This window comes from Microcoleus sp. PH2017_09_SFU_O_A, assembly GCF_020738625.1.
Taxonomy (GTDB): domain Bacteria; phylum Cyanobacteriota; class Cyanobacteriia; order Cyanobacteriales; family Microcoleaceae; genus Microcoleus.
Window position 1 is genome coordinate 59,099 of the sequence record NZ_JAEQCF010000001.1, and the last position, 25,370, is coordinate 84,468.

Below are 25,370 nucleotides of genomic sequence, written 5' to 3' on the forward strand. Positions count from 1 at the left end.
GAATTTGATGGGTGGAATCGCCCATTGAAACAAAATGGCGATCGCGCTTTGCTATTCCGGCAACTCGCCAAAGCGATCGCGATATTGAGCCACCAATTCTTCAGCCGTCAAATACCTAGTACCTCGTTCGTCAAACCAGTACAAAACCTCCAACTGTCGTTCCCCATCGCTGTACCGACCTCGACCAATTCCTAAACCCACTTCCGGCATCCAAAAAGGTTCACCAATTTGCTGTTCGTACTCGCCATTTACCAAACGATAAACTTCAAACGGTTGCTGTTGGTCTCGCCGCCAGTAGTAGGGATTGTAAATCACATAGTATAGCACGCCCAACCGCGCATAAATCTCAATTTTTTTATCGTATTCACCGCCGTAAGTTTGAGAAACAATCTCTAGGGCAAAAATCGGGGGAATATTATTTTCTTCCCACAGGACGTAACTGAGGCGCAAAGTATCGCCTTTGAATCTTTCGACACCCAGACTTAGAAAGCCGTCAGGAACGATTGGAACTAGATGACTTACTCCCGTCGTGTGATAAACTCCCATATCCACCGCAAAAAACCAGTCATTCCGCTCGCGCCAGTGAAATTTGAGCAAGAATAACAGTAAGTTGGGAAGAAAGTTTTGATTTTCGTTATCCACTGGAGTATCATCCGAAGAAGGGAGTTCGGCGCTAGTTGGCAAACGCATTTCTCGATCGAATAGTACCATGATATAAAAATGGCAAATTTATTAATTAATTATATCATCCAGAAACCGGGTTTATTTGATAAACCCGGTTGCTAAGTTGTTAATGGCGATCGCGCGCCAGCTTCAAAACCTCAACCACATCTTGGTGCTTTTCCGAAGATGCCCAGATTAACGCAGTCCAAGTATTATTATCCTTGGCTTTGAGATCGGAACCTCGATCGATCAAAACCTGCACAACATCAGCGCGCCCGCTACCCGCCGCACTCATCAAAGCCGTCAAACCAAAAGCAGTTTTAGCATTCACATCCGCCCCCGCATCCAGCAAAAGCTGTACAATCTCGGTATGTCCGGCAGCAGCGGCGCTCATTAACGGCGTCCAACCGTCATTATCCTGACTGTTAGCATCCGCACCTGCTGCGAGCAATTTTTTGACAATATCAGCATTGCCAACCTCAGCCGCAGCCGTCAAAGCCGTCGCGCCTTCCTCGTCTTTGGCGTTGATATCTGCACGTTGTTCGATCGCACATTCCACAGCCGCCACATCACCCATCTTGACGGCATCCATTAAATCTGTCATAGAATTCTCCCTTGTATCCTTTTAAATCTTAAATGCTATGACAGTCGATATTTTAATCCTTTCCAACGGGCCCGGAGAATTAGCAACTTGGGTGCGTCCCGCCGTGCAAGCATTGCGCCAGCAATTGGCAAACAGGGGCACAGAAGCGCGCATCTCCGTGGTGCTGTCCCCCTGTCCGCACGCCACGGGGAAAGAAGCAGAAATCGCATTGAGCTACCCAGAAGTGGATAGAGTGCAAGCACCGGAGCATTTTTTTCGATTTTTATTATCGGGCAAAACTGCCCAAAATTGGGATTGGTATGAAACGGGAGTTGTTTTGTTTTTAGGCGGCGACCAATTTTTTACGGTTGTTATTGGCAAAAGGCTAAAATATCGCACTGTTACTTATGCAGAATGGGACGCGCGGTGGTATCGCTGGATTGATAGGTTTGCGGCGATGAAACCGGAAGTTTTGGCTAAAGTTCCGCAAAAATATGCTGATAAATTTACAGTTGTGGGAGATTTGATTGCGGAAGTAGGCGATCGCAAATCGGAGACAAAAGACGGCGTACAACCCCGACGGGAAATAGAGTTAATTGGATTGTTACCGGGTTCTAAGGCGGCAAAATTAGCTTTAGGTGTACCGTTGTGTTTGGCGATCGCCCAATCGATCCATCGAGTCCGCCCTGAAACGCGCTTTGTAATTCCGGTTGCTCCGAGCTTAGATGTGCAAACTCTAGCACGTTTTGCCGACGCTGAACAAAATCCCTGCTTGCATTTATTTTCCAACGCTAGCGCGGAACTTCATTTAACAGAATCGCCGTTTTTGCAGACAGCAAATGGCTTACAAATAGAACTTTGGACGCAAACTCCTGCCTACGATTTGCTATCAGAATGCAGCCTGTGTTTGACTACTGTGGGGGCGAATACTGCGGAATTGGGTTCGTTAGCTGTACCGATGATTGTGTTGATTCCGACGCAGCAGTTGGATGCGATGAAAGCTTGGGATGGTTTGCCGGGATTGTTGGCAAATTTGCCGTTAGTCGGTTCTGTTTTTGCGACGGGGATTAATTGGCTGATTCTGCAATTGGGGAAGGGAAAGCTTTATGCTTGGCCGAATATCTGGGCGGGCGAGGAGATTGTGCCGGAGTTGATCGGGCGGCTGGAAGCGGATGTTGTGGCTGATTTGGCGATCGACTATTTGAGCCATCCTGATAAATTAGCACGGATTGGCGATCGGCTCCGCAGTGTGCGCGGCGAGTCTGGGGCGGCGCGGAAAATCGCTGAGTTGGTTTGTGAAGAAGTCGATTTTTGCGATCGTTAATAATCGGTGTTTGCTGTCGCCACACCAATTAGTTAGGTATGTAGTTGCGCTTCAGCGCTCTTTCGTAATATTATAAAGAGCGCTGAAGCGCAACAACGTACCTAATTTGGTTGACACGAATCCTTTAGTCCTTATCCAAATCCTCCATCATCTCCCGCAATTCTTCCTGCTTTTGCTTAGCAAACTGAATGCTGCCCAAACTTGCCAACAATCCGCCGACAGCAGTAACGGTAGCTTCCGAGATTTTATTACAATACAGCAGTCCGACGCCTCCGAAAGTAATCATAGCCGAGGCCGCGGTGACTGCAAGGGCAAGATTGTAGCTTTGGCGAACTTGCCGCAGCGATTCTCGGAGCATTTCTCTTTTAAGTTCGCTATAATCTTCATCAGGGTGCGAGTTGCCGAATAAGTTAAAATTCATGTGACTGACCTCTCTGGTTTATCAATACTTGCTTTTGTGTTCTAATAAAATCATTGCATGACAGTAATTGAGTGAAGTTGACCGGAGGTATAAACTTAGGTCTACTAAAGGTCGGTCTAATCAAAGTATAGTCAAGGTATAATTAAAGTATGGATTGGCAGGATTTTCTTAAAGGCGAATCTGGGATGCGTGGGTTATCTAGCGAACAAACAGAAACATTATTAGCAGCACTGTTCTCTCCTGAGAAAGCCCCCCTAAATCAGGCACAGCTTTCAGCGCATTTAAAAATCGAAAAACCTACTGTAAAACAGCGACTGGGAGAGATTTACAATAAATTTTCAGCAAGTTTTCCTGAACTTGCCAATCAACAAGGTGCAGGTAAGTTGAATATTTTGCATACTCAATTAAAACAAAAGTATTATCAAGCGTCACAACCAGTAGTTGCAAACCAAGTTTCTAAATTATCTCCGTACCCTGAAGAATTTAGATCGTTAATTAAAAACAACAATAAGACTTTTTGTGGGCGCCGATTTGTTTTTGAAGCTTTTGAGCAATTTATCAGTACCAATGAAAAAGGTTACTTTGTGTTGGTAGGATATGCAGGAATGGGCAAAACTTCTCTTGTTGCCAAGTATGTTTACGATCATCCAGAGGTGATTTCTTACTTTTTTACCAGGGATTATCAAAATAAACCAGAGCAATTTTTAAATTGTATTCGCCGACAACTTATTGACCGTTATGATTTGGATAACTCAGAAGAAGATAATCTACCTGCCTTGCTGTCTAAAATTACAAACAACACGGAATTTAGTGGACGATTAGTTATTGTTGTTGACGATCTTGATGAAGTCGATCAAGGGAAAGTAGGGGGACGAAATATTTTATATTTACCTAAGACTCTACCAGATGGAGTTTATTTTTTCCTAACAAGACAACCTTCTAATCTTAAGACCAATTATTATAATCTTAATAAGGATTGTTTGAATACTGACTTAGGTACTCCAGTATATCAATTTAATTTAACTGACCAACGTCATATGGAATTTCACTATAAAGATATGAATGATTACCTGTTGTCATATCTTAATGCTCAAGAACATCAATTGAATAGAAAAATTAATCATTGGGTGAACAATCACAATATCAGCAGAGAAACCATTATTGATAGGATAGCTAAAAAAAGTGAAAATAACTTTAGATGCCTCAATTATTTAATAGAAGATATTCTTAATGAATCTTATCAGGAGCCAATTTTCAATAAGTTAACGCCTGCACTGAGCAGGTATTATCAGACCCATTGGGAAGCTATGGAAATGCAGAATCATGAAGATAAATCAAGGCAAATTCTCTTGTATATATTGGTTTATAAAAGTGGCTGTCAGATTCCTATTGATAGACTTCATGAAATTGCCGATGAAGAGGAATGTTATATTGAAGGTGTTTTGCATGATTGGCTTAAGTATTTGAAACAAAAAAATAAATCTGGTAAAGACTACTATACTATCTACCACACTAACTTTATTGAATTTATACAATCTCAAAATATGATGAAATCAAACCGAGCTATCTTTCAAACAATAAACAACAGAATAGATGAGTATTTAAGCTCGACTTAAAGCACAGATAAACTATTTGATTAAATTCGACAAACTAACAACCATATCTAAAAACATACTATGCACCTATCCAATACAGTTCAATCCAGTGCAACTGGAAAAGTCAAACTCATAGAATTATACAAAAAAGCTGGACTTACGATAGAAACACTAGCGATAGAATCTGAGGTTTCCATTGCCACAATTAAGCGCTTACTCCGTTTTCATAGAGTAAACAGATGGCAAGTTACTAAGATATCTAAAGTTTTAGGAATAGAGCCAACAGATATTGTTGACCCAAAAGATTGGTACGCTCAAAATTCGTTACCACCAGAGTTTGAATCACTCATAGCAGAAAAAATTAAGACATTTTGCGGCCGCCAATTTGTTTTTGATGCTTTTCAGCAATTTATCACCGAAAATCCTCACGGTTATTTTATAATCATCGGAGCTGCGGGAATGGGCAAAACTTCGATCATTGCCAAATACGTCTCCGAACATAACTCTCCCTGCTATTTCAATATTCTCGTCGAACGCCGCAACACACCAGAATTGTTTTTGAAGAGCATTCGTCGGCAATTGATTGACTGCTATGAATTGCAAAATTTAGCAAATGTTGATTTACCAAATTTACTGGCAAAGGTCGCTGACAAACTCACTCCTGACGAACCTTTGGTAATTGCGATAGATGCACTGGATGAAGTCGAACAAGAAGTAGGAGGAAATCTTTTGTATTTACCAAAAACTCTACCCAATAACGTATATTTCTTGCTAACGAGCCGATATTGTGACCTCTATCAAAAGCTGCTGTTAGTAGACGTTCCGGTAGAGTCATATTTAATAGATACTGAGTATCTTAATTCCAATCAGGATGATATCAAAAAATATATTCGATTTGTTTTAGATACCGATTCTGATACTAGAAATAGACTGAAAAACTGGATTGAAACCCGCAGTATTGCCGAGACGAATTTTATGGAGCAAGTAGCAAACAAAAGCGAAAACAATTTTATGTATTTGCGATATGTTTTGCCAGCAATTGCTAATGGCGATTACAATGACTTGGATTTAAAGCAATTACCCGACGGGCTGCAAGAGTATTATCAAAACCATTGGGTGCGGATGGGGATGGAAGCTAAGCCAGGGCAATTGATGGAGATTGTCTTGTATATTTTAGCTGAAATTGGCACGCCGATTCGCTGCGAAATGATTGCTGGAATTGCAGAGGTGGATGAATGTGATGTGGCACAGGTTTTAGAAGATGAATTGGTTGAGTATTTGAAAAAGCAGAATATAGACGGAGAAATCTGCTACAGCATTTATCATGCTAGTTTCATTGACTTTCTGAAAGCCAAACGAGGGATGGATTCAAAGCGGAAGATTTTTAAGGAAGTAAATCAACGGATTGCTGAGTATTTAGAACAACGGATTGCTAAGTATTTAGAATAGGGATGACAAAAAAGGGAAAATTTGTGGACAAGTTGGCGGCCTAAAAAACTTTTACAATGCTGGAGTCGATCGCAAAAATAGATCGCACGATTTTCTCGCTTCTGTCTGCACTCAACTGATTGACAAATACCTACTTGCCAATGGGGAAACAGCCGAAATTGTCAAGTTAAAATCTCAACTTCAAAATCTCGACTCCAATGATGGGAATTGGTTTTTGTCTTTGTTGCTTCAGAAAATTAGCGATCGACTAGATCCGCAGCAACGGTTGGTAATTGTCATAGATACTCTAGACGCGATCGCCCCTACTTCCCAACCACCCAGCACAAATCTGTTTTATCTGCCGAGATATTTGGGCGATCGCACTTATTTTATCCTCGCCCGCCGCCCGTTTGTCAAAGAAAAATCCGGTTTGTTAATTGAAGCGCCCTCTCAACTCCTAGATTTAAGGGATTATCCCCAACAAAATCGCGAAGATGCCCTTAACTACATTCAGCAATACCTCTCAACTGCACCGGAATTGGCTCAACAACTCGCAACTCACAGCGAAAACAATTTCATGTATCTGAGTCAGATGTTACCCGCCATTGCCCGGGATTCACAGCCCGATGCTAATCTGGGAGAAACGTCCTCACTTTTCTCTCTCCTTCCTCCCGGTTTAGCAGCGTATTATCAAAACCACTACCAGCAGATGAGAGGTGATGGTTTCTCGCCAGTTGAGTTGGCTGTGGTGTCTGTTTTGGCAAAATCGCGATCGGGTTTGTCTGTAAGTGCGATCGGCCAAATAATTGATGAGGATGAATACGACGTTGAGAAAGCCTTAGAAAATTGGTGTGAGTTCTTAAATCCCCAGCAAATCGCCGGAGAAATTTGCTATAGCTTCTATCATAGCAGCTTCTGCGATTGGCTCAGCCAACAGTCAAGTTGAGCATCAAAATCAATCCAAATTTCCCTATTTACCCAAATATCGTAGGGGCGGGTTCGCCAACAATATCCAACACCAACCAACAATTTAAATAAACCCGCCCCCACCCCACAAACAATATCAAATCACATCAAAATCAAGGCATAATTCATAATTATCCCAAATATCGTAGGGGTGGGTTAACCAACAATATCGAACACCAACCAACAATGTAAGGAATGAAAATTAAATAACTTACAATTTTTATGCTTCTTGTGGGATGGGCGTCCCGCCCGTCCTTTTTGAACGGGCGGGACGCCCATCCCACAGACTTGTGTAAATTATTTAATTTGCGATCCTAAATAAACCCACCCCCACCCCACAGATAATATCAACCTGCATTATTCCATGACAATCAAAATTGATGCAGCCTGTTAGTTATTTGTTGGGTTGGGGCGGGTTTATATATCCCTGCGCTGCTGACAGATATTGTTTGTGAACCCGCCCTTACAGGTCTTTTTGATATCAACCTAGCCCCGATCGTGCTTGGCAATTACCCAAATGGCGTGAATCATGCCCGGAAACCAGAAAAAACAGGTTAGAACCAGGTTGATCCAAAAATCACCTCCAATTCCGACGGTCAAAAATACGCCCAGCGGGGGAATAAAAATTGCAGCGACTATGCGGATTAAACTGCCCATGTGAGTTACTCCAAACGACTTTTCTCTTTCAATTTAACTTCACTGACCGACAGACCCTTTCCCGAAAAATTTAGGCGGTGCTGCGATCGTATAAACTTCGGTTTCCTCGGCGATTACTTTTCGTAAGTGACCGGGAACTTGCATCAGTCCCAACAGTGTAATCCCGTCTAACATCCGCAACCCACCAATTGTTTTGTCGGCGAGCAATTTGTCGGTAACTTCAGGTTCTGGCCGCGTGTTTATTTCTTGGCTGGAAGCTACCGCAAAACCCCAAGGAGCTCCGTAGGTAGAAATAAAGCTGGTGCAGGATTGAACGTTGGGGAAAACCGATTTCAGGGTGTTGACAATGCGGGCGTGCATTTTCATTTCTGCTGGAGAAACTGGGCCCGCTTGCACTACGAAATATCCATTAGGTGACAGTATTTTGCGGACTTTCTCAAAATACTCCTTGGTAAACAACTGGAAAGATGGCCCTTCTTCAATGGGATCGGATAAGTCGGAAATCACAATATCCCAATCGTTATCTGTGTTGTCTAAATAGTCCAAAGCGTCGCCGATTACTACTTCGGAACGGGGGTCGTCAAAGGCGTTTTGGTGCATTTCTGGCAGGTGTTCGCGGCAAGCTTCTACTACTTCGCCGTCAATATCTACCATCACTACTTTTTCAACACTTTTCCAGCGCAACACTTCTCTAATTGTAGCTCCTTCGCCACCGCCGAGAACTAGCACTTTTTTGGGCGAACCGTGAGCAATCATGGCTGGGTGCACGAGGGGTTCGTGGTACAGAAACTCGTCGCCCGTACAAGATTGCCATTTCCCGTCCAAAACTAAGCCTTTGCCGTAGGTTCCGGTTTGAACTACGTACATTTCCTGATAGGCTGTTTTTTTGTAAGCGAGCACGCCGATGATGCCGTGAACGTAAATATCCCAAGGGGTAATGTACTCGCTCATCCAAAAGTCTGCACGGACTTCGCTACCTGACATTCAATACTCTCCCAATGTGAACTGCTGTGTCGATTTTCTCGCAAGTATTAATTCCTACCATAAAATGGCGCTGGTGTGTAAGTGCGATCGACACATGGGAGTTATAGCCTTTCCATCTCCCATATGAGGTACTCATGGGCATTGGGCAAACAGGGCATTTGGCAAACAGGGCATTTGGCAAACAGGGCATTTGGCATTGGGATACCTCAACTTGCATATCCACAATCTCACCGCGACGCACCTGACAAACTCTCTGCGGTGTAAATAATCATCCGTTTCACTCTTTCCCAACACTTCTTTTATCGCAAAACTCGATCGCAATGGTATTCATAGCTGGTAAAAGTATAGTCGTTTATTACACGACATGGGAGGCATTGAGTCCCTCCCCTTTCGCTTTCACTTCGAGCGGATTAACCCGCCTTGGCTGAACTACGCCCACGACGTATCCCATTGCACAAGGCATTTGGGATTGCTTTTCTCAAAATGTTATAAGAACCATTAACATCGGCATTAATCAATCGACCGCACGATGTTCTGTACAATCCTCTCTTAATTCGCTTCCCACTAAATGTGACATCCTGGGCTCCAATATTCCCGTAGACAGGAATTGGGTCTAAATTCAGAAAATTCGATTTGGAAGTATAAGATTCTTCTTGCTCTATTACCTTTATTCCGAGCAATTCAGCTTTGTATTTCAACATTTCAATTAGTCGAGAATGAGGAATGCTGACAAAGTTTTGATTGGTTTTCTTTCCTAAATTAATCTCGTTTTTCCATTGTAGGTTTTTGCCAATTACTAGCGTCCCAATCTCTTGTGATTTGAGCAGATTCATAATCTGCCGACTAGCATGGTGCAAGTAATTATCAACTTTTTGATGGCGGCAACGAGTTAGGCGCTGAATGCGTGATGAAGTTTGGCGATTTCCTTTTAACTGAGATTGTAGCTGCGCCTTACGCTTGTTGTAGAATTGATTAATTGATTTCAGTGGTCGCCCGTTAATCAGTAAAGGGACAAATCCCGGCTGATTTGAAGTTAACGCCACTAAATTATTCAGTCCTAAATCGATACTAGCTACTAATTTTTTTTTGTTTTCATCAAGGGTGGACTCCGGCTCAGTACAGGCATTGTAAATTACCTCAATTACATAGGAATCGCATTTTGGCACTAATCTAATTTGACAAATTCGTTCTGGTTTGATCTGGGTTTTAATTAAAATATTAGTACCAGACAGCTTGATAATTCCTTTCTTTAGTTCCTTGCTACTAATCGCCTGAATTGTATAGACGAGAATATTCCGACCCTTGACTTTATGTTTATATTTTGGTAATTTGGGGCGACCCGTGAATTTCGTGGACTCAATTTTGTAAGCTTTGACTGCTTCAAAAAAAGACTTCCAATTCTTATCTAATATCATTAATATTTGTTGACTTACCTTGGCTGGTAATTCCTTGTATGCTTGATGATATTTCATTAAACGATTCATTTCGTTGTAATTTATATAACCCCATCCATAGACAAAACTCTGACGGATAACATAGTTAGCCGCGTTGTACAAATTTTTGGATCTAAAGGCTAGTCCGTCTATTTCAACAAAACGATTCTCGGTGGATTTAATGATGTGTCTCTCTGCTAGTTGCATTCAGACTCTCCCTTTTTTAACGAGCGCAATAATTCTCGCTTATTGACCCTTATGACTATATGGTACTACCGTTGCTTACTACTGCTTACAAGCTTAATAAAGTTTTATAATACCATTTATAACAAATCGTGCTACAAAACAATTGTTGGGCTTGCTCTACCCGATGGGTAAGGTGCGTCGCTATCAGATTTGCAATTCAATGCCAGTAATTTATCGCAAGCGACACATCCTACGAATACTTTTATCGCAAAACTTTATAAAACTGGTGTTAATACTTGTACCCACGCAGGTTGGCTACAAAGTTGTTGGTCACAGGTTATTTGTTGCAGGGCAATTATTCACTTTCAAGTCGCTGCTAGAAGTTGGCGATCGGTGTTTATATTGAATATATTGGTCAATATTGGCGATCGCACCACCTGAACTTAAGTGCTGACCAACAAGTATAATTTACTAATCAATAAGCAGGAGCTTACCTAAGTATATGCTGAAAAATCTTCTGATGTTTGACCTCAAGTTTTGGAAAAAAGTGAGCCGGAAACTAAAAAGCTTTATGCTTGGCATTGCGACAGTCACCCTGTGTACAGTGATATTAGCTAGTTGCACGAAAGCAGAAGCCCCTTTGCGAGTCGGTGCCAATGTTTGGCCTGGCTATGAAACTCTGTACTTGGCTCGCAGTTTAGGGTACTATGACAATACTCCTATTCGATTAGTAGATTACCCTTCAGGTACAGAAGAGGTACGAGCCTATCGAAATGGAGAAATTGAAGCAGCGGGCATATCCATCGACCAAGCTTTGGTATTGGCAGCAACCAATCCCGACGTAAAGATTGTAGTTGTAATGGATTTTTCTAACGGTGGGGATGTGATTCTCGGCAAACCAGAGATTCCAAATTTGCAAGGCTTAAAAAACCGACCAGTAGGCGTCGAATCTACTGCACTAGGAGCATTCATAATTACCCGTGCCTTAGAACAAAAAGGTATGTCACCTAAAGATATCAAAATTGTTTCTTTAGGAGTATCGGAACATGAACGAGCTTTTAAAGATGGAAAGGTAGATGCTGTTGTTACCTTTGGATATGCTCGGACAAAGCTGCTAGCAGTAGGCGCAAAACAACTGTTTGATAGTTCGCAAATCCCCGGTGAAATTGTCGATGTTCTGATAGTACGCGACGATGTAATTAACAAGCAGCCCAAGGCTTTGCAGGCTTTAGTTGACGGTCGGTTTCGCGCCCTAGATTACTTGACAAAAAATCCCCAGGATGCTGCTAGTCGCATAGCTCCCCGTACAGGAGTGACTCCAGAACAATTCTTAGAATCTTTAAAAGGGCTGAGCAGTCCAAGCCTCCAAGAAAATCAAAAGTTACTAGGGAAAACAGATCCGTCATTGCTGAATGGCGTCAAGCGATTGTCTCAAGTGATGCTAGAAAACAAGTTGCTGCCAAAAGCTGTAAATCCTGCTCCTTTGTTGGACGACAAATTGGTCAAAAAAGTGAAATATTGATCGATTATAATTCTAGTTAGTCGGGAACAAATATGAGTTTTAAGTGACTATTGATTTGCATATTTTGGGTTGAAATTAGCAACAACAATCTAGGAACTCAAATTTATATCATTTCTAACTATGAAACAATTCCCTTTTTCTCTACGTTTATCAATTCCTTTAATCCTGTTGACTTTCGGCAGTTTGCTGGGTTTATTTTCTTTTGAACGAGAGGTACATCAGTCGTATCGGCGGCAAGAAGAAAAAGGAATTAACGATTTAAAGTTTTCTGCAAATCAAATCTCAGGAATGCTGGAATATTTGTACCGCAGAGGAGATGTTGAGCAAGTGGAAATCGCAATTAGCAAGTTGGGTAGCGAGCGAAATATCCGCTTAGCGTTGCTTTGTGATGAAAATAACCGAGTAATTTTGGCAACCCGTTACGAATTGCGGAATCACCCGATCGCCGAAATCTCGTTACCTAACTATTTGCCAGAAGAATTTTTCAAAGTTCGGGAAAAGATGTCAGGAGAAGTCAAGCTTGCTCAAAATAAAGAGAGTACCTGGGCAATTTATCCGGTTTTGTTGGGGGCCCAGCCGGGAGAAGTTCGCCCTTCGAGAGTCGGCATTCTTTTGGTAGAGTATGATATTTTGTTATTCAAGCAGCAATCTTATGCAGATACTTTGCAGCGATCGGCCGAAACGAGTATTGGGTTAGCTGTATTTTGCATAATTGTCTGGTTGTTTTTTGATAAAACCTTGACAGGGCGGGCTGCGAGGCTGGTAGCAGCGAGCAATAGCTTCAGCCAAGGAAAATTGGACGCGCGCGCGCAACTGGGAGGATCTGATGAACTTGCTCAGATTGCGGCCGCTTTTAACCAAATGGGCGATCGCATTCAGTCTGATACGGAGGTGCTCCAAGACAGCGAGAAACGTTTCAGAAGCTTGGTTTCCAATCTCCCGGGTGCGGTTTATCGATGGGTATTCGATGCCGACTGGACGATCGAGTTTATCAGTGATGCGATCGCAGATATTTCGGGCTACTCCGCCACCGATTTTATTGACAATCGAGTGCGAAGTTTTAACAGTATCATCCATGCTGAAGATGCAGCAATGGTACAGAAGATTATCGATAAAAGAATCTTGAAAAAACGGGATTATATCATCGAGTACCGCATTATTAGAGCGGATAAGACTGTGAGATGGGTGTCAGACAAAGGTCAAGGCATATTTAATGAAAACGGCGATCTTCTCTGGCTTGACGGAGTAATCTTTGACATCACCAAGCGCAAGCACGCTGAGGCAGAAATGCGTCAAATTTTAGAACTTAAGGATAAACTTGCGGCTACTGCTACTGCTCAATCTAAACAACTCAAACAAACTCTGCAAGATTTACAGAAAACCCAGGCTCAACTAATTCAAACAGAAAAAATGTCTTCCCTCGGTCAAATGATCGCTGGTGTAGCCCACGAGATTAATAACCCTGTTAATTTCATTCACGCCAATCTTTCTCACGTTAGTACCTACAGTCACAACCTATTAAGTTTAATCGATTTGTACCAGCAGGAATATCCGAATCCTAAGGCGGAAATTGCAGATTTGATTGAAGATAGCGATCTGGAGTTTGTCGGCGAGGATCTGCCGAAAATATTGTCTTCAATGAAAGTGGGTACTAATCGCATTCGTGAAATTGTACTAAGTTTGCGAAATTTCTCTCGCTTGGATGAATCAGACCTCAAACCAGTGAATATTCATCAAGGACTTGATAGCACGCTTTTGATTTTACAGAGTGCTGTCAAAGCCAAACCCAATTTTAAGGAGATTGAGATTGTCAAAGATTATGGAGATTTGCCACTCATTGAATGTTATGCGGGGCAGCTAAATCAAGTATTTATGAATATTTTGAGTAATTCTATATATGCTTTGCACAATCCCGAAAATCACGATTCCCAAAAACATCAAGCTCACTCTCAAGGTCAGATTATAATTAGTACATTTATTTCAAAAAACAATTTGGTAAAAATCAGTATTAAGGATAATGGGCCGGGAATAGATGACGCAGTGAAAACAAAAATTTTTGACCCTTTCTTTACGACAAAACCAGTGGGTACAGGTACAGGTTTGGGGCTATCAATTAGCTATCAAATTGTGGTGGACAAACACGGCGGGAGGTTGGAGTGCATATCGACAGTGGGAGAAGGGACTGAATTTGCGATCGAGATTCCGATCGCGAAATCCCGCAGTTAATCTAAGCTGTAGCCTTTCTCAGAAAGATGAGGTACTAATGGGCATGGGGCATAGGGCATAGGGCATAGGGCATAGGGCATAGGGCATAAGAGGGTGCATCTGGCGCAAGGCAAATATATCCGTAGGGGCGAAGCATGACCTCCGTCAATATGGGATTATAACTAATAACTTATATGCGGTCATGCTTCTTCAGGCTTCAAAAACCAGATGCACCCGCATAAGACTAGCGGGCATACCTCACTTTTTTGAGAAAGGCTATATTTTTAGTTGACTAATTTACAGATATCGGCTAATGAAACGGCGCCGCGAGCAAAGTGTGTCAATTTGAGCTGCGAATGTATTATCACTCTGCTGTCTGACTATTAGGATCTATATCCCCTCTAACCCCCTTAAAAAAGGGGAGTAGGGGGTGGGACAGGAGTATTCTCAAAGTCCCCCTTCTTAAGGGGGATTTAGGGGGATCTAGACTAAGTTAGAAGCGAGATTTTTCAGGGATTTTAGTCTTAATAAGCTAAACTGAGGGATAATAAAAACTCCCTATGACCGCGGCTCCTCCTAGTTTGATGTGAAACCCTATGTCTACTGTCACTTTTGGTTTATTAACCCCCTCCGCGGCAGAGGCCGGGGCATCCTACGGTAGCAGCCAACCGCCGCAACGCCCCACCACATCGGCACAGTGGATCGAGGTGTTGGTGGACTCTCCTTTCAGGGGCGCGGGGGACTCGCCGGGGGAGGAAAACAAGTTATTTACCTATCGCTTACCTGCGGAATTGAACGTGCAGCCGGGGGATATTTTGAGTGTACCCTTTGGCAGCCAACAGGTAGGGGCGATCGCAATTCGGTTCGTTTCTCAACTGCCGGCAGACTTAGATCCGGGGCGGGTGAAAGATGTCGAAGATGTTGTCAGTACGGGCTTTTTTCCGCCTACTTACTGGCAATTGCTCGAACGAGTATCTGCTTATTATTGTACAACATTAATTCAAGTAATTAGAGCTTCGCTGCCACCCGGTTTGTTAAGCCGTTCAGTGCGCCGGATTAGGTTAATTAAAGATGCTGTTTCTCCAAATGCCGAAACATTTTTGAATCCCGCCGCCAGTCAAATTTTGCAATTGCTGCAAGCTCAAAAAAAGGGCGATTACACTTGGCAATACCTTCAGCGCCAAGTCAAGGGAAGTTATCGGGGATTGAAAGATTTATTGCAACGCGGTTGGGTAGAAAGTTATTTAGAACCGCCCAATCCTCCGAAACCACAACTCAAACCGGCAGTGATATTAATCCCCAGCGCCTTTGTCACGGATTTAACTAAGCGCCAACAAGAAGTATTGGAAGTTTTGCGGCGCGGCGGCGGTGAAATGTGGATGAATGATTTGCTGAGAATTTGCAGCGCGGGTGCTTCGGTTGTCAAAAATTTGGAACAGAAAGGTAGCGTTGTCATCGATCAAAGGGAAGTTCTCAGGGGCGATCGCGGAATTGCTCAATTACCCGATGCACCGAAAACTTTAACTCGTTTTCAAGCTGAAGCTTTAGGGTTTATTAACAGTTTTTCGGGATTCCGTCAAGTGCTGTTGCACGGCGTTACCGGTTCTGGTAAGACTGAAGTGTATTTGCAGGCGATCGCCCCAATCCTCGCCAGCGGCAAATCCGCCCTCGTGCTCGTCCCGGAAATCGGCTTGACACCGCAACTGACAGACAGATTCCGCGCCCGGTTTGGCGAGCAAATTTGCGTGTACCACAGCGGCCTATCCGACGGCGAACGTTACGATACATGGCGCCAGATGCTCACAGGAACGCCACAAATTGTCATCGGCACGCGATCGGCCATTTTCGCACCATTACCGCACCTCGGCTTAATTATCCTCGACGAAGAACACGACAGCAGCTTCAAACAAGACCAACCAGCGCCCTGCTACCACGCCCGCACCGTTGCCAAATGGCGCGCCGAATTAGAAAATTGTCCGTTAATTTTAGGTTCCGCAACGCCAGCTTTAGAGACGTTGGTAGGGACGCGCCGAGATTATCACTCGTTACCAACTATCCATTATTTATCATTACCAACGCGCGTTTATTCCCGCCCGATGCCGCCCGTGGAAGTAGTGGATATGCGCCAAGAATTGCGGCAAGGGAACCGCTCAATTTTCAGCACTTCTTTGCAAAATGCCCTGGAACAATTGCAAGCAAGACAACAGCAAGGCATCCTATTTATTCACCGCAGAGGACACAGCACGTTTGTGTCTTGTCGGAGTTGTGGCTATGTGATGGAATGCCCGAATTGCGATGTTTCTCTATCTTATCACCAGGTCGGCGAAGGCACAGCAGAAATCCTGCGCTGTCACTACTGCAACCACACGGAAAGACATCCTCAAAATTGTCCAGAATGCAGTTCTCCTTACTTCAAAAACTTCGGTAGCGGCACTCAGCGAGTGGAACAGGAATTAACGAGATTGTTTCCAGAATTGCGGGCGATTCGGTTTGATAGCGATACTACTAGAAATAAGGGCGATCACCGCCGATTGTTAACTCAATTTGCGAATGGGGAAGCTGATATTTTACTTGGTACGCAAATGCTGACGAAGGGGTTAGATTTAGCTCAAGTTACATTGGTGGGAGTTGTGTCTGCTGATGGATTGCTGAATTTATCGGATTATCGCGCTAGCGAACGGGCTTTTCAAACTTTAACTCAAGTTGCGGGCCGTGCGGGTAGAGGCGACGATCCGGGGCGGGTAATTATTCAAACTTACACTCCCGAACATCGAGTGGTTCAAGCTGTGAGGCGGCACGAATATACAAGTTTTGTGGAGACGGAATTAGCAGAAAGGGCGGCGCTGAATTATCCACCTTCGGGGCGGTTGATTTTGTTGCGGTTGAGTAGTGTGGATGCGGCGGAGGTGGCGGTGACTGCGGTACAATTGGCGTCTGTTTGTCAACAGTATATCGATCGACTTTCGGCGTCTGGCTGCGAGATGTTGGGGCCTGCACCGGCGGCGATTATGCGGGTGGCGAACCGCTATCGGTGGCAGATTTTGCTGAAGTTACCTTTGGATGAGTCGCTGGATTTGTCGGATTTAGTCGGGTTGCGCGATTCCCTTCGGGATAGCTTCGCTTCACGTACGCCGCGTTCTGTTAGTCTAACTATTGATGTCGATCCGTTGAATTTTGGTTGATTGGGGATGGAAAAGCGAGAGATGCAAAGATCAGACGGCGGTTGAAACCGCGTCTACACAAACAATGTCCGCCTCCGCGGACTCAAGAAAACAACATAAATTTTAACGGTAGCCTCTTCAACCCGCGGAGGCGGGTTTTGTCTGTATAGACGCGGTTTCAACCGCCCGGTATTCTTTTCCCAAGCGTATCAGATTATGAATAATTTTCCCCCGCGCCAGATTAATTGTGAAGCTGACTTAATTGCTACCCAAAATCGGATTAATTCTATTTTGGATCGCCGAAAACTGACACAAGATGACCGAGATTACTTAAATGTGCTGGGTATTCTTGTCTATGATTACGAACAAAAACATGAGCCAATGCCTGTGCTGAAGGGGATTAAATTGCTCAAGGCTTTGATGGTTGAAGCTGAGCTTTCAGAAAAAGACTTGGTTGATATTTTTTCTACTGAGTCTTTGGTGGCTGAGGTTTTGAATGGTAACAGGGAACTGACGGTGAGTCAAATTCAGAAATTAGCTGAGTTATTTCATTTATCGCCTGGGGCATTTAAGATGAATTAGAATCGTAGGGTGCGTCAGCTTCGACGATTGTGTAAATAATCGATCATCTCCAAACTGACGCACCTGATACCTATTTCACCCGGTGCGGATCTATGAGATTTTCGATATGCAAGGCGAGAGATTTTTAATTTCGACGCATCCTACAACTACTAAAATTGGTTTGTAGTGACTACTTCTATTCTGTTAAATCGACTTGTCGAATCTCTTCTAGCGTCATATCCAAACATTGCGCGATTTGCTCATCGCTCAATCCTATTGCTTGCAAGCGAGCAATCGCCTCAATTTTCGCCTGCTGCTTTCCCCGCAAAAACTCAGGCGACTCTTCCTGTGATGTGCAGATATTTAAAGAGCCAATTACATGACCGCGAGCGACATGATTTCCACTAATGACGCCGCCTGTAACATTGCTAATCATCGACTTCCGAATCAGTGCAGATCGCAAATTTAATTTATTAACATCTTCTCCAAAAGCATCAGAGAACAACTGCCATAGCTCGTAGCCCACATCTTTAGCATAACCCTCAGTACAGTTCAGCCCTTGGGCAATATCGCCGTACTTTTGCCGCTTCAAAACGCCCTCAATCACACCAACTTGCATATCATCTAAATGCTTGCCAGTTTTCGCAAAGACAACTTCATCCGCAAAAGCCAGTGCTTCCTTAACGTTCACCCGCGCCTCCTCCCAATATCCGAGCGATCGAACTAAAACCGTCTAGATCCGACTATTTTCGCCTTGAATACAAAAACGATTAAAGCTTTATCAAAACTTTTTATATTATACGACTTTATCCGACCTTTTTCGACTATACAAATTAATTGGCAAGCTGTAGCATTGTGAATATCAAATCATCGCTCAAAGAAACTAACTTATGACGACTACCCAACTCGCTCTCGACAAAAAAGCAAATCCTTTGATGATGCACCTGAGCATCTCGCCCAAGTACGGCATTTCCGAAGAGCAAGCTAGCTACGATCCCAGCACGCAGACTTCTAACATCACCTCCATGAGCGGCTCCTGGTCTACTCGTGCTGGCTCCAGTATTTTTCAGTTTGAACCTAGTGATGACGACCAGCAAGAGGACGACTAGAATTTTGAATTACTAAGAAATAATTCGATCGCCCTTTATGTTCTTGAAAGACCTGTATGAATTTTTGCATGACAGGTCTTTCACTGTCAACATTATTTCAATTAGTTTGATTGCGATACCAGTTTCAAAAAAAATCCAACCGCATACAAGCTCGAAACCCATACATAATCCATCATTTCCAATCTAAAATCTAAAATATAAAATAGTATGACTGACCTTTTAATCGTGACTTCCGAGACAGACATTCATGCAGATGTCGTTATCAACGAATTGCAAAACTCAAATATTCGAGCAATTCGATTGAATTCAGAAAGTTTTATTAAAACAAGCAAATATGCTTACTCGTGGCAAGCTTCTGGCAATCCCAGTCAAAGTTTTTTGTCCTTTGAAGACTCCTTGAAAGAAGTTCAAGATATTGGCGTGATTTGGTGGCGCAAACCACAAGATTATCAAGTGTTTCCAGAAGTTGATGATGCTTGGGCAATCAAGTATTGTCAAGAAGAAACAGAATCTTTAATATACTCTCTGTCTGGCTTATATCCCAAAGCGAGGTGGGTCAATAACTACTACAAGATTAGATTGCCATCCCATCGCATCAACCAAATCCCCATTGCTCAAAAACTGGGAATTACTATCCCTCCAACACTTGTCACAAATTCCTACGATGCTGCTTGCAACTTTGTGACACAACAGGGAAAGTGCATTGTCAAACCGATGCGCTACTCTGGATTCCTACATGATGAAAAACAGTACGCTTGCTATACTCGCCCCATTGATGTAGAAACACTTGAAGCATTTCGAGAAAGCATTCGATTGGCACCTATTTTTATTCAAAAACGCATTCAGAAGAAGGCAGAATATCGCGTTACATTAATGGGTAAACATGATTTTGTCTGTCGCATTGACGCCAAACATACCAACGATGCAGACGTGACATTAGATTGGCGCGTCACCGAACCGGATAAACTCGTTCACGTTCCCGACAAGCTACCAATTGATTACCTCAACAAACTCCATCAAATGCTTGACGAGTTAGGCTTAAATTTTGGTGCATTCGACATTATTCGCGACGAGGACGACACGCTCTATTTTATCGAACTTAATCCCAACGGACAATGGTATTGGATCGAAATTCTAACTAAAATGCCGATGGTTCGCGCAATGGTGGAACTCATCGAAGATTTAGCGCTTCAATATCAACAGGATTGCTAAATTCTCTCAGGAATTACACATTCTATAGAGATTGCTTCGTTCCTAGCAATGACAAAGAATCAGCGCTGAGATTGCTTCGTTCCTCGCTGCGGACAAGGAATCAGTGCTGAGATTGCTTCGTTACAAGGAATCAGCGCTGGGATTGCTTCGTTCCTCGCTCCGGACAAGGAATCAACGAACTACAGCGACAATATTTGAGTAAACAAACTTAACTAAGAACATTGTAGCTAGGATTATCTAATACTAAATCCGGGCTTTTACCCCCTTGATGATGGTGGTGGTGCGTCGCTCGTTGAATCTTGGCAAATATCGAGAATTATTCGTGGCGACACACCCTACTTTCTACTAAAATAGGTTCGTAGTGAGGACTTTAGTCCGCAAGAAAAGAAAGGACTGAAGTCCTTACTACAAACCTATTTTGGTTCGTAGTGAGGACTTTAGTCCGCAAGAAAAGAAAGGACTGAAGTCCTTACTACAAACCTATTTTGGTTCGTAGTGAGGACTTTAGTCCGCAAGCAAAGAAAGGACTGAAGTCCTTACTACGAACCTATCGATCGCATCAATCAACTAAGGTAAATCGGTTTCACCCATCAAATAAAGGTCGCACTCCCGGGCCACGCCGCGCCCTTCATTAATCGCCCAAACCACCAAACTCTGACCCCGGCGACAGTCCCCCGCCGCGAAAACTCCCGGAATACTCGTTGTATACTTTTCGTGCTCGGCTTTCACATTGCTGCGCGCGTCGCGTTCCAATCCCAGCGCATCCAGCAGCGGCTGTTCCGGGCCCAGGAAGCCCATCGCTAGCAAGACAAGCTGCGCCGACAAGACTTTCTCGGTACCGGGAATTTGCTTCGGAATGAACTGTCCTTTCTCGTTTTTCGCCCACTCCACCTCAACAGTGTGCACGGCTTTGACGTTGCCCTTTTCGTCGCCCTCGAACTTCGTGGCGGTGGTGAGATAGCCGCGCGGGTCATCGCCGAATTTGGCTGCGGCTTCTTCTTGGCCGTAATCCAAGCGGTAGACTTTCGGCCATTCGGGCCAGGGATTGTTGGCTGCCCGTTCCGAGGGCGGTTTGGGCAGGATTTCTAGCTGTACCAGGCTTTTGCAGCCGTGGCGGATGGAGGTGCCCACGCAGTCGGTGCCGGTGTCGCCACCGCCGATAATCACCACATCTTTGCCTTCGGCGGAGATGAAGTTATCGTTGGTGCTCTTGTCTAATACTGCTTTGGTGTTGGCTGTCAAAAAGTCCATCGCGAAGTGGATGCCTTTTAATTCCCGCCCTTCGATGCCTAAGTCGCGGGGTTTGGTGGCGCCGGTACAGATTACAACTGAGTCGTATTCTTTTAGCAGTTGTTCGGCTGGTAAGTCTTTCCCGACTTCGGTGTTGCAGACAAATGTTACGCCTTCGTCTTCGAGGACTTTGAGGCGGCGCATCACGACTTGTTCTTTGTCCAATTTCATGTTGGGGATGCCGTACATTAACAGGCCTCCCGGTCGATCGGCTCTTTCGTATACAGTTACCAAATGACCGGCTTTGTTCAATTGCGCCGCAGCCGACAAACCAGCGGGCCCGGAACCGATAACAGCGATTTTTTTGCCGGTGCGTTTAGCTGGTGGTTCGGCGGTAATCCAGCCTTCATCCCAGCCTTTATCGATAATCGACGCTTCGATATTTTTAATCGTGACAGGCGGGTTGTTGATGCCGAGCACGCAAGCGCCTTCGCAGGGTGCGGGACAGACTCTGCCGGTGAATTCGGGGAAGTTGTTGGTTTTGTGCAGTCTGTCTAGGGCATCTTTCCACAATCCCCGATATACTAAGTCGTTCCATTCGGGGATGAGGTTGTTAATCGGGCAGCCGCTTGCCATGCCGCTGATGATGCTGCCCGTGTGGCAAAATGGGATGCCGCAGTCCATGCAGCGCGCGCCTTGGCTGCGGAGTTTGTCTTCCTCCATCGGTAGGTGAAATTCGTCCCAGTTGTGGATTCGATCGACTGGTGAGAGTTCGGAGGGCAATTCGCGCAAGAATTCGATAAAGCCTGTTGGTTTTCCCATAGTGCTGTTTTTGTTAGAATTTACTATTCTGATAATTTGTCAAAGCTGAGGCCTGTAGGCTTCTGAAATAACTATTGTGATATAAATTGCGGGCGATCGCACCTCAGATAGATCAATTCGTACCTGAAATCTTCTATATTGCCCTAGCTACACATCATCTGGCCCAAAAACGCTGTTTGTTCTTTAGTCTGCTTGGCCTAGACGAGAGTTTGACTCTGACGTGGTTTCAAGCGTCGAGTTCGATTTTTTGGATATATGGCACTATTCTCAACAACAGGCGTTTTGCCTGTTCCACAAAGAATTAATTTGATTGTGGGCTGTCCCGCCCGCTTTTCAATAACTTATTGAGAATAGTGCCATATCTCAAATATTGCTGATACTCCCACATCTGGCAACTTTTCAGCGCAGTCCCATCGTGCTGCTCTCTAAATACTATAATACCAGTAGTTTTTATAATAAAAGTGGTTCTTAAGGAGGACTAAAGTCCTCAGGAAGAAGGACTAAAGTCCTGACTACGAACCTTTTTTGTGACGGGTGATTTACTAGAGATGGTATCAATGCTTTGTGCAATCAATTGGGGATAACAAAACTGCGCGAACTTACGGCGGCTGCAAAAATAAAAAAAATTACTCCCATCCCCAATAACCCAACAGCTAAACTGAAGAGAAATATCAACCCATCTGACGGTTCGTAGGTATTCTCATCAATTTGGCGGCGCACAATAAAGTATTGTTTAGTTGAGATTAACACGGTTGCTAAACCCACCAGAGAGAAGACTAAACCCAACTTCCAACCCGTGCCGTGACGGTGCTGTATGGGGATTTGCACGACGCGAAACCGCACGATCAGGACGCCAAAACCCATGAGGGCGATCGCACTTCGCATCCACGAGAGAAAGGTTCGTTCGTTTGCAGAGCGATCGATCGCCTTTGACAGATTTTCCTGCTTGAGTTTTTCCTCGTCTACTGTCATCGGCTTGAAGGAAATATCTGGGGCGATCGAACTTTTGGATATATTTAGGAAACACTCGGATTATTCGGGACTCATGAAACTAGCTGCGGTACCGGGAACTGAGAAGATAAAATAAATTACTCCCATGCCCAAAAGTACGATCGCCAAACTAAACAGCAGTACCCACCTGTCCGTAGGTTCGTAAGTATCGTAATCGATATCGTGACGCACAGCAAAGTAGTGCTGAGTGGAAATTAACACTGTCAGCAAACCCACCACAGAAAACAGCAAACCCAACTTCCAGCCATTACCCGGAGTCGGCAAAAGAGGCGGGTGGAAGGCTCGCAGGCGGACGATGACGACGCCAAAACCCATCAGGGCGATCGCTGTTCGCATCCACGCTAAATAAGTGCGCTCGTTTGCTAAATGATCGCGCACCCGCGAGGGATTGTGTCGCTTGGTTTTTTGCGTATCTGCTTTTGGCGATTTAAATGGTAACAGCATAGATCGAACTCTTAATTTTGGCTGGAAACCTGGAGGAATATTTATTTTTTTAGCTTCTTTTCTGGTTGTATCGGAATGATTTAACCACAGAGAACACAGAGGGCACAGAGAGGGAAGATAGAGATGAATACAGAACGATGGAATCGGATTTGATATCAGGGGGAACTTGTATGCGCTAAAGCAGAGATTTTATGTTATCATTTTAAGTCAGTTTATCTCAGCTTAAACCATAAAATTTTATTAAAATTATCATAAATATTTATTACCCAAAACTCGTACATTATCTGTCTTGATAGAAAGAAAATTACAAAGGTTTTATTGATATTTATCGAGACAGAAAGAGTGGCAGTAGCCGATAAGTAAGCTGTACTGAATTTAAATTGTATATTGCGATGACCATCAAAAATTCTCTCCTCCTTTCTTTACCCTCCGAGCGAAGCAGTTATAGTCCTCTCCCTCTCGAACAGCATACACAATCTAGATGCAGTACAGCTTATTTCCCCTCTACTAGCAACTCCTCAAAATCCGCGGCCGGCACGGGAGGGCTGAACAAATATCCTTGCATAGCATCGCACTCGTAGCGCCAGAGAAAATCTCTTTCTGCTTCTGTTTCAACTCCTTCGGCAACTACTTCAAGACAGAGACTGTGCGCCATTTCAATAATCGCTTTCACAATCGCTGCATTTGTGCAACCATCGGTAATGTTGCTGATAAAACAGCGGTCAATTTTTAAAACATCGAAGGGATATTGTGTCAGATAGCTTAAGGAAGAATAGCCTGTGCCGAAATCGTCAATAGATATAGAAACTCCTAAATCTTTCAATTGTTGCAAAGTAGCGATCGCACTTTCGGCATCCTTCACCATCATACTTTCGGTGAGTTCTAATTCCAAACTGCTCGGTGCTAAACCAATTTCTGCTAAAATTTCGGCAACTCTGCTGCTGAGATTCGCCTGGTTAAATTGGCGCGGCGACAGATTTACCGCTACTTGCTGCAAGGAAAAACCAGCGTTTTGCCAAAGTTGCATTTGCCTGCAAGCTGTTTGCAAAACCCACTCGCCTAATTGTACGATGAAACCAGTTGCTTCAGCATCTGGAATAAATTCGGCGGGCGAAATCAGCCCTTTTTCTGGATGCAGCCAGCGCACTAAGGCTTCGGCGCTCATAATTTGACCCGTCTGAACATCGATCTGCGGCTGATAGTAAACTTGGAATTCTTCTCGATCGAGGGCGCCGCACAGATTTGTTTTTATCTGCTCTAATTTATCTGCGGCTTCTTGCAGCAATTCGTTGCTTTCCGATCGCAAATTACTCTGCTGTTTGGCCAAAGCTGCTTGTTTTTTCAAGCGGCTCGATACGGCGCCTACAAGTTCAGCTTTAGTAAAAGGCTTAGTCAGGTAATCATCAGCTCCCAATTCCATGCCTTGGCGCATTTCAGAGCGCTCGGCTTTACCAGTCAGAAACACAAAAGGTACTGTAGCAGTAACAGGATGCGATCGCAATGCCGCCAGCACCCCATAGCCGTCAAGTTGCGGCATCATTACATCGCAAAGAATCACGTCAGGAAGATTTGACACCGCCGCATTTAAGCCGATCGCTCCATTTTCTGCACCCGTCACGTCGAAACCTTCAGCTTTGAGGAGTTTGAGAATATTCTCGCGAATTACTCTATCGTCCTCAATCACTAGAATCTTGTTCATATGTCATTCCCTGAAAGCGATATAATTGACCCTGTAGTTGAACCCGATCGGTGTGAGAATAGCTGAGAACGCACAGCTCGATCGACTTCACAGCGGAATATTTTCCGACAAAAATAGCAGACGCCCCTGAAAAACCCTCATTTTCCAAGGACAA

Annotated in this window: 20 protein-coding genes and 1 pseudogene; 10 read left to right on the forward strand and 11 right to left on the reverse strand. The window is 44.0% G+C overall.

All coding sequences use genetic code 11. The annotated features are described in order from the left end of the window. Positions 1 to 51 precede the first annotated feature (51 nt). Together JGK16_RS00315 and JGK16_RS00320 are read right to left on the reverse strand one after the other, a co-directional pair. Complete coding sequence (locus JGK16_RS00315; RefSeq protein ID WP_293176658.1) at positions 52 to 711, reverse strand: Uma2 family endonuclease; 660 nt, start codon at positions 709 to 711, stop codon at positions 52 to 54. Positions 712 to 790: 79 nt separating this feature from the next. Then, positions 791 to 1,267: an ankyrin repeat domain-containing protein gene (locus JGK16_RS00320; RefSeq protein WP_293176656.1), complete on the reverse strand. Its 477-nt coding sequence runs from the start codon at positions 1,265 to 1,267 to the stop codon at positions 791 to 793. Between the two features lie 37 nt (positions 1,268 to 1,304). On the opposite strand from JGK16_RS00320, the gene JGK16_RS00325 reads away from it, so the two are divergent. Beyond that, a complete protein-coding gene (locus JGK16_RS00325; protein WP_293189163.1) occupies positions 1,305 to 2,570 on the forward strand; it encodes a lipid-A-disaccharide synthase in 1,266 nt (421 codons plus the stop codon). A 124-nt stretch (positions 2,571 to 2,694) separates the two neighbouring features. Here JGK16_RS00325 and JGK16_RS00330 read toward each other — a convergent pair whose 3' ends face one another. Next, positions 2,695 to 2,991: a hypothetical protein gene (locus JGK16_RS00330; protein WP_293189165.1), complete on the reverse strand. Its 297-nt coding sequence runs from the start codon at positions 2,989 to 2,991 to the stop codon at positions 2,695 to 2,697. 149 nt (positions 2,992 to 3,140) lie between these two features. Here JGK16_RS00330 and JGK16_RS00335 point away from each other — a divergent pair, with 149 nt between their 5' ends. The 3 genes from JGK16_RS00335 to JGK16_RS00345 all read left to right on the forward strand — a co-directional run bounded on the left by JGK16_RS00335 (position 3,141) and on the right by JGK16_RS00345 (position 6,960). Continuing rightward, positions 3,141 to 4,607: an ATP-binding protein gene (locus tag JGK16_RS00335; RefSeq protein WP_293189167.1), complete on the forward strand. Its 1,467-nt coding sequence runs from the start codon at positions 3,141 to 3,143 to the stop codon at positions 4,605 to 4,607. Between the two features lie 60 nt (positions 4,608 to 4,667). Beyond that, positions 4,668 to 6,035, forward strand: a complete 1,368-nt coding sequence (locus JGK16_RS00340) for a transcriptional regulator (protein ID WP_293189169.1) — start codon at positions 4,668 to 4,670, stop codon at positions 6,033 to 6,035. A 214-nt stretch (positions 6,036 to 6,249) separates the two neighbouring features. Beyond that, positions 6,250 to 6,960, forward strand: coding sequence for a hypothetical protein (locus tag JGK16_RS00345; RefSeq protein WP_293189171.1), 711 nt, complete (start codon positions 6,250 to 6,252; stop codon positions 6,958 to 6,960). A gap of 506 nt (positions 6,961 to 7,466) precedes the next feature. On the opposite strand, the gene JGK16_RS00350 is transcribed toward JGK16_RS00345, so the two are convergent. The 3 genes and pseudogenes from JGK16_RS00350 to JGK16_RS00360 all read right to left on the reverse strand — a co-directional run bounded on the left by JGK16_RS00350 (position 7,467) and on the right by JGK16_RS00360 (position 10,261). Next, entirely contained in the window at positions 7,467 to 7,637 is a 171-nt protein-coding gene (locus JGK16_RS00350) for a YqaE/Pmp3 family membrane protein (protein ID WP_293189173.1), read from the reverse strand. 39 nt (positions 7,638 to 7,676) lie between these two features. Further along, positions 7,677 to 8,621 carry a fused MFS/spermidine synthase gene (locus JGK16_RS00355; RefSeq protein WP_293176650.1) on the reverse strand — a complete coding sequence of 315 codons (945 nt, stop codon included), beginning with the start codon at positions 8,619 to 8,621 and terminating at the stop codon, positions 7,677 to 7,679. A 355-nt stretch (positions 8,622 to 8,976) separates the two neighbouring features. Next, positions 8,977 to 10,261, reverse strand: a pseudogene (locus tag JGK16_RS00360) (transposase). A 481-nt stretch (positions 10,262 to 10,742) separates the two neighbouring features. Here JGK16_RS00360 and JGK16_RS00365 point away from each other — a divergent pair. From JGK16_RS00365 to JGK16_RS00380, 4 genes are all read left to right on the forward strand, one after another. After that, positions 10,743 to 11,762 (forward strand): ABC transporter substrate-binding protein, encoded by a 1,020-nt coding sequence (locus JGK16_RS00365; RefSeq protein WP_293189179.1) that lies wholly within the window; start codon positions 10,743 to 10,745, stop codon positions 11,760 to 11,762. Between the two features lie 120 nt (positions 11,763 to 11,882). Further along, complete coding sequence (locus JGK16_RS00370) at positions 11,883 to 13,988, forward strand: ATP-binding protein (RefSeq protein WP_293176646.1); 2,106 nt, start codon at positions 11,883 to 11,885, stop codon at positions 13,986 to 13,988. 575 nt (positions 13,989 to 14,563) lie between these two features. After that, positions 14,564 to 17,149 carry a primosomal protein N' gene (gene priA / locus JGK16_RS00375; protein ID WP_293189181.1) on the forward strand — a complete coding sequence of 862 codons (2,586 nt, stop codon included), beginning with the start codon at positions 14,564 to 14,566 and terminating at the stop codon, positions 17,147 to 17,149. A gap of 195 nt (positions 17,150 to 17,344) precedes the next feature. After that, positions 17,345 to 17,710, forward strand: a complete 366-nt coding sequence (locus tag JGK16_RS00380) for a transcriptional regulator (protein ID WP_293189183.1) — start codon at positions 17,345 to 17,347, stop codon at positions 17,708 to 17,710. 175 nt (positions 17,711 to 17,885) lie between these two features. On the opposite strand, the gene JGK16_RS00385 is transcribed toward JGK16_RS00380, so the two are convergent. Beyond that, complete coding sequence (locus JGK16_RS00385) at positions 17,886 to 18,380, reverse strand: hypothetical protein (RefSeq protein ID WP_293189185.1); 495 nt, start codon at positions 18,378 to 18,380, stop codon at positions 17,886 to 17,888. 199 nt (positions 18,381 to 18,579) lie between these two features. On the opposite strand from JGK16_RS00385, the gene JGK16_RS00390 reads away from it, so the two are divergent. After that, positions 18,580 to 18,798: a hypothetical protein gene (locus JGK16_RS00390; RefSeq protein ID WP_293189187.1), complete on the forward strand. Its 219-nt coding sequence runs from the start codon at positions 18,580 to 18,582 to the stop codon at positions 18,796 to 18,798. 207 nt (positions 18,799 to 19,005) lie between these two features. Continuing rightward, positions 19,006 to 20,010 carry an MvdC/MvdD family ATP grasp protein gene (locus tag JGK16_RS00395; RefSeq protein WP_293189189.1) on the forward strand — a complete coding sequence of 335 codons (1,005 nt, stop codon included), beginning with the start codon at positions 19,006 to 19,008 and terminating at the stop codon, positions 20,008 to 20,010. Between the two features lie 567 nt (positions 20,011 to 20,577). Here JGK16_RS00395 and gltD read toward each other — a convergent pair. From gltD to JGK16_RS00415, 4 genes are all read right to left on the reverse strand, one after another. After that, positions 20,578 to 22,062 (reverse strand): glutamate synthase small subunit, encoded by a 1,485-nt coding sequence (gene gltD, locus JGK16_RS00400; RefSeq protein ID WP_293189191.1) that lies wholly within the window; start codon positions 22,060 to 22,062, stop codon positions 20,578 to 20,580. Between the two features lie 570 nt (positions 22,063 to 22,632). Beyond that, the gene (locus JGK16_RS00405) at positions 22,633 to 23,034 is read right to left on the reverse strand and encodes a DUF202 domain-containing protein (protein ID WP_293176632.1); all 402 of its coding nucleotides are present in this window, start codon (positions 23,032 to 23,034) and stop codon (positions 22,633 to 22,635) included. A 60-nt stretch (positions 23,035 to 23,094) separates the two neighbouring features. Continuing rightward, entirely contained in the window at positions 23,095 to 23,517 is a 423-nt protein-coding gene (locus JGK16_RS00410; protein WP_293176630.1) for a DUF202 domain-containing protein, read from the reverse strand. Between the two features lie 493 nt (positions 23,518 to 24,010). Further along, positions 24,011 to 25,216, reverse strand: a complete 1,206-nt coding sequence (locus JGK16_RS00415; protein WP_293176628.1) for an EAL domain-containing response regulator — start codon at positions 25,214 to 25,216, stop codon at positions 24,011 to 24,013. Positions 25,217 to 25,370 lie beyond the last annotated feature (154 nt).

Coding starts and splice junctions, on each gene's coding strand:
- JGK16_RS00330 (WP_293189165.1), bottom strand. CDS start 2,991: ATGAATTTTAACTTATTCGGCAACTCGCACCCTGATGAAGATTATAGC.
- JGK16_RS00405 (WP_293176632.1), bottom strand. CDS start 23,034: ATGACAGTAGACGAGGAAAAACTCAAGCAGGAAAATCTGTCAAAGGCG.
- JGK16_RS00335 (WP_293189167.1), top strand. CDS start 3,141: ATGGATTGGCAGGATTTTCTTAAAGGCGAATCTGGGATGCGTGGGTTA.
- JGK16_RS00390 (WP_293189187.1), top strand. CDS start 18,580: ATGACGACTACCCAACTCGCTCTCGACAAAAAAGCAAATCCTTTGATG.
- JGK16_RS00325 (WP_293189163.1), top strand. CDS start 1,305: ATGACAGTCGATATTTTAATCCTTTCCAACGGGCCCGGAGAATTAGCA.
- JGK16_RS00410 (WP_293176630.1), bottom strand. CDS start 23,517: ATGCTGTTACCATTTAAATCGCCAAAAGCAGATACGCAAAAAACCAAG.
- JGK16_RS00315 (WP_293176658.1), bottom strand. CDS start 711: ATGGTACTATTCGATCGAGAAATGCGTTTGCCAACTAGCGCCGAACTC.
- JGK16_RS00350 (WP_293189173.1), bottom strand. CDS start 7,637: ATGGGCAGTTTAATCCGCATAGTCGCTGCAATTTTTATTCCCCCGCTG.
- JGK16_RS00370 (WP_293176646.1), top strand. CDS start 11,883: ATGAAACAATTCCCTTTTTCTCTACGTTTATCAATTCCTTTAATCCTG.
- JGK16_RS00365 (WP_293189179.1), top strand. CDS start 10,743: ATGCTGAAAAATCTTCTGATGTTTGACCTCAAGTTTTGGAAAAAAGTG.
- JGK16_RS00355 (WP_293176650.1), bottom strand. CDS start 8,621: ATGTCAGGTAGCGAAGTCCGTGCAGACTTTTGGATGAGCGAGTACATT.
- priA (WP_293189181.1), top strand. CDS start 14,564: ATGTCTACTGTCACTTTTGGTTTATTAACCCCCTCCGCGGCAGAGGCC.
- JGK16_RS00380 (WP_293189183.1), top strand. CDS start 17,345: ATGAATAATTTTCCCCCGCGCCAGATTAATTGTGAAGCTGACTTAATT.
- JGK16_RS00415 (WP_293176628.1), bottom strand. CDS start 25,216: ATGAACAAGATTCTAGTGATTGAGGACGATAGAGTAATTCGCGAGAAT.
- gltD (WP_293189191.1), bottom strand. CDS start 22,062: ATGGGAAAACCAACAGGCTTTATCGAATTCTTGCGCGAATTGCCCTCC.
- JGK16_RS00320 (WP_293176656.1), bottom strand. CDS start 1,267: ATGACAGATTTAATGGATGCCGTCAAGATGGGTGATGTGGCGGCTGTG.
- JGK16_RS00395 (WP_293189189.1), top strand. CDS start 19,006: ATGACTGACCTTTTAATCGTGACTTCCGAGACAGACATTCATGCAGAT.
- JGK16_RS00340 (WP_293189169.1), top strand. CDS start 4,668: ATGCACCTATCCAATACAGTTCAATCCAGTGCAACTGGAAAAGTCAAA.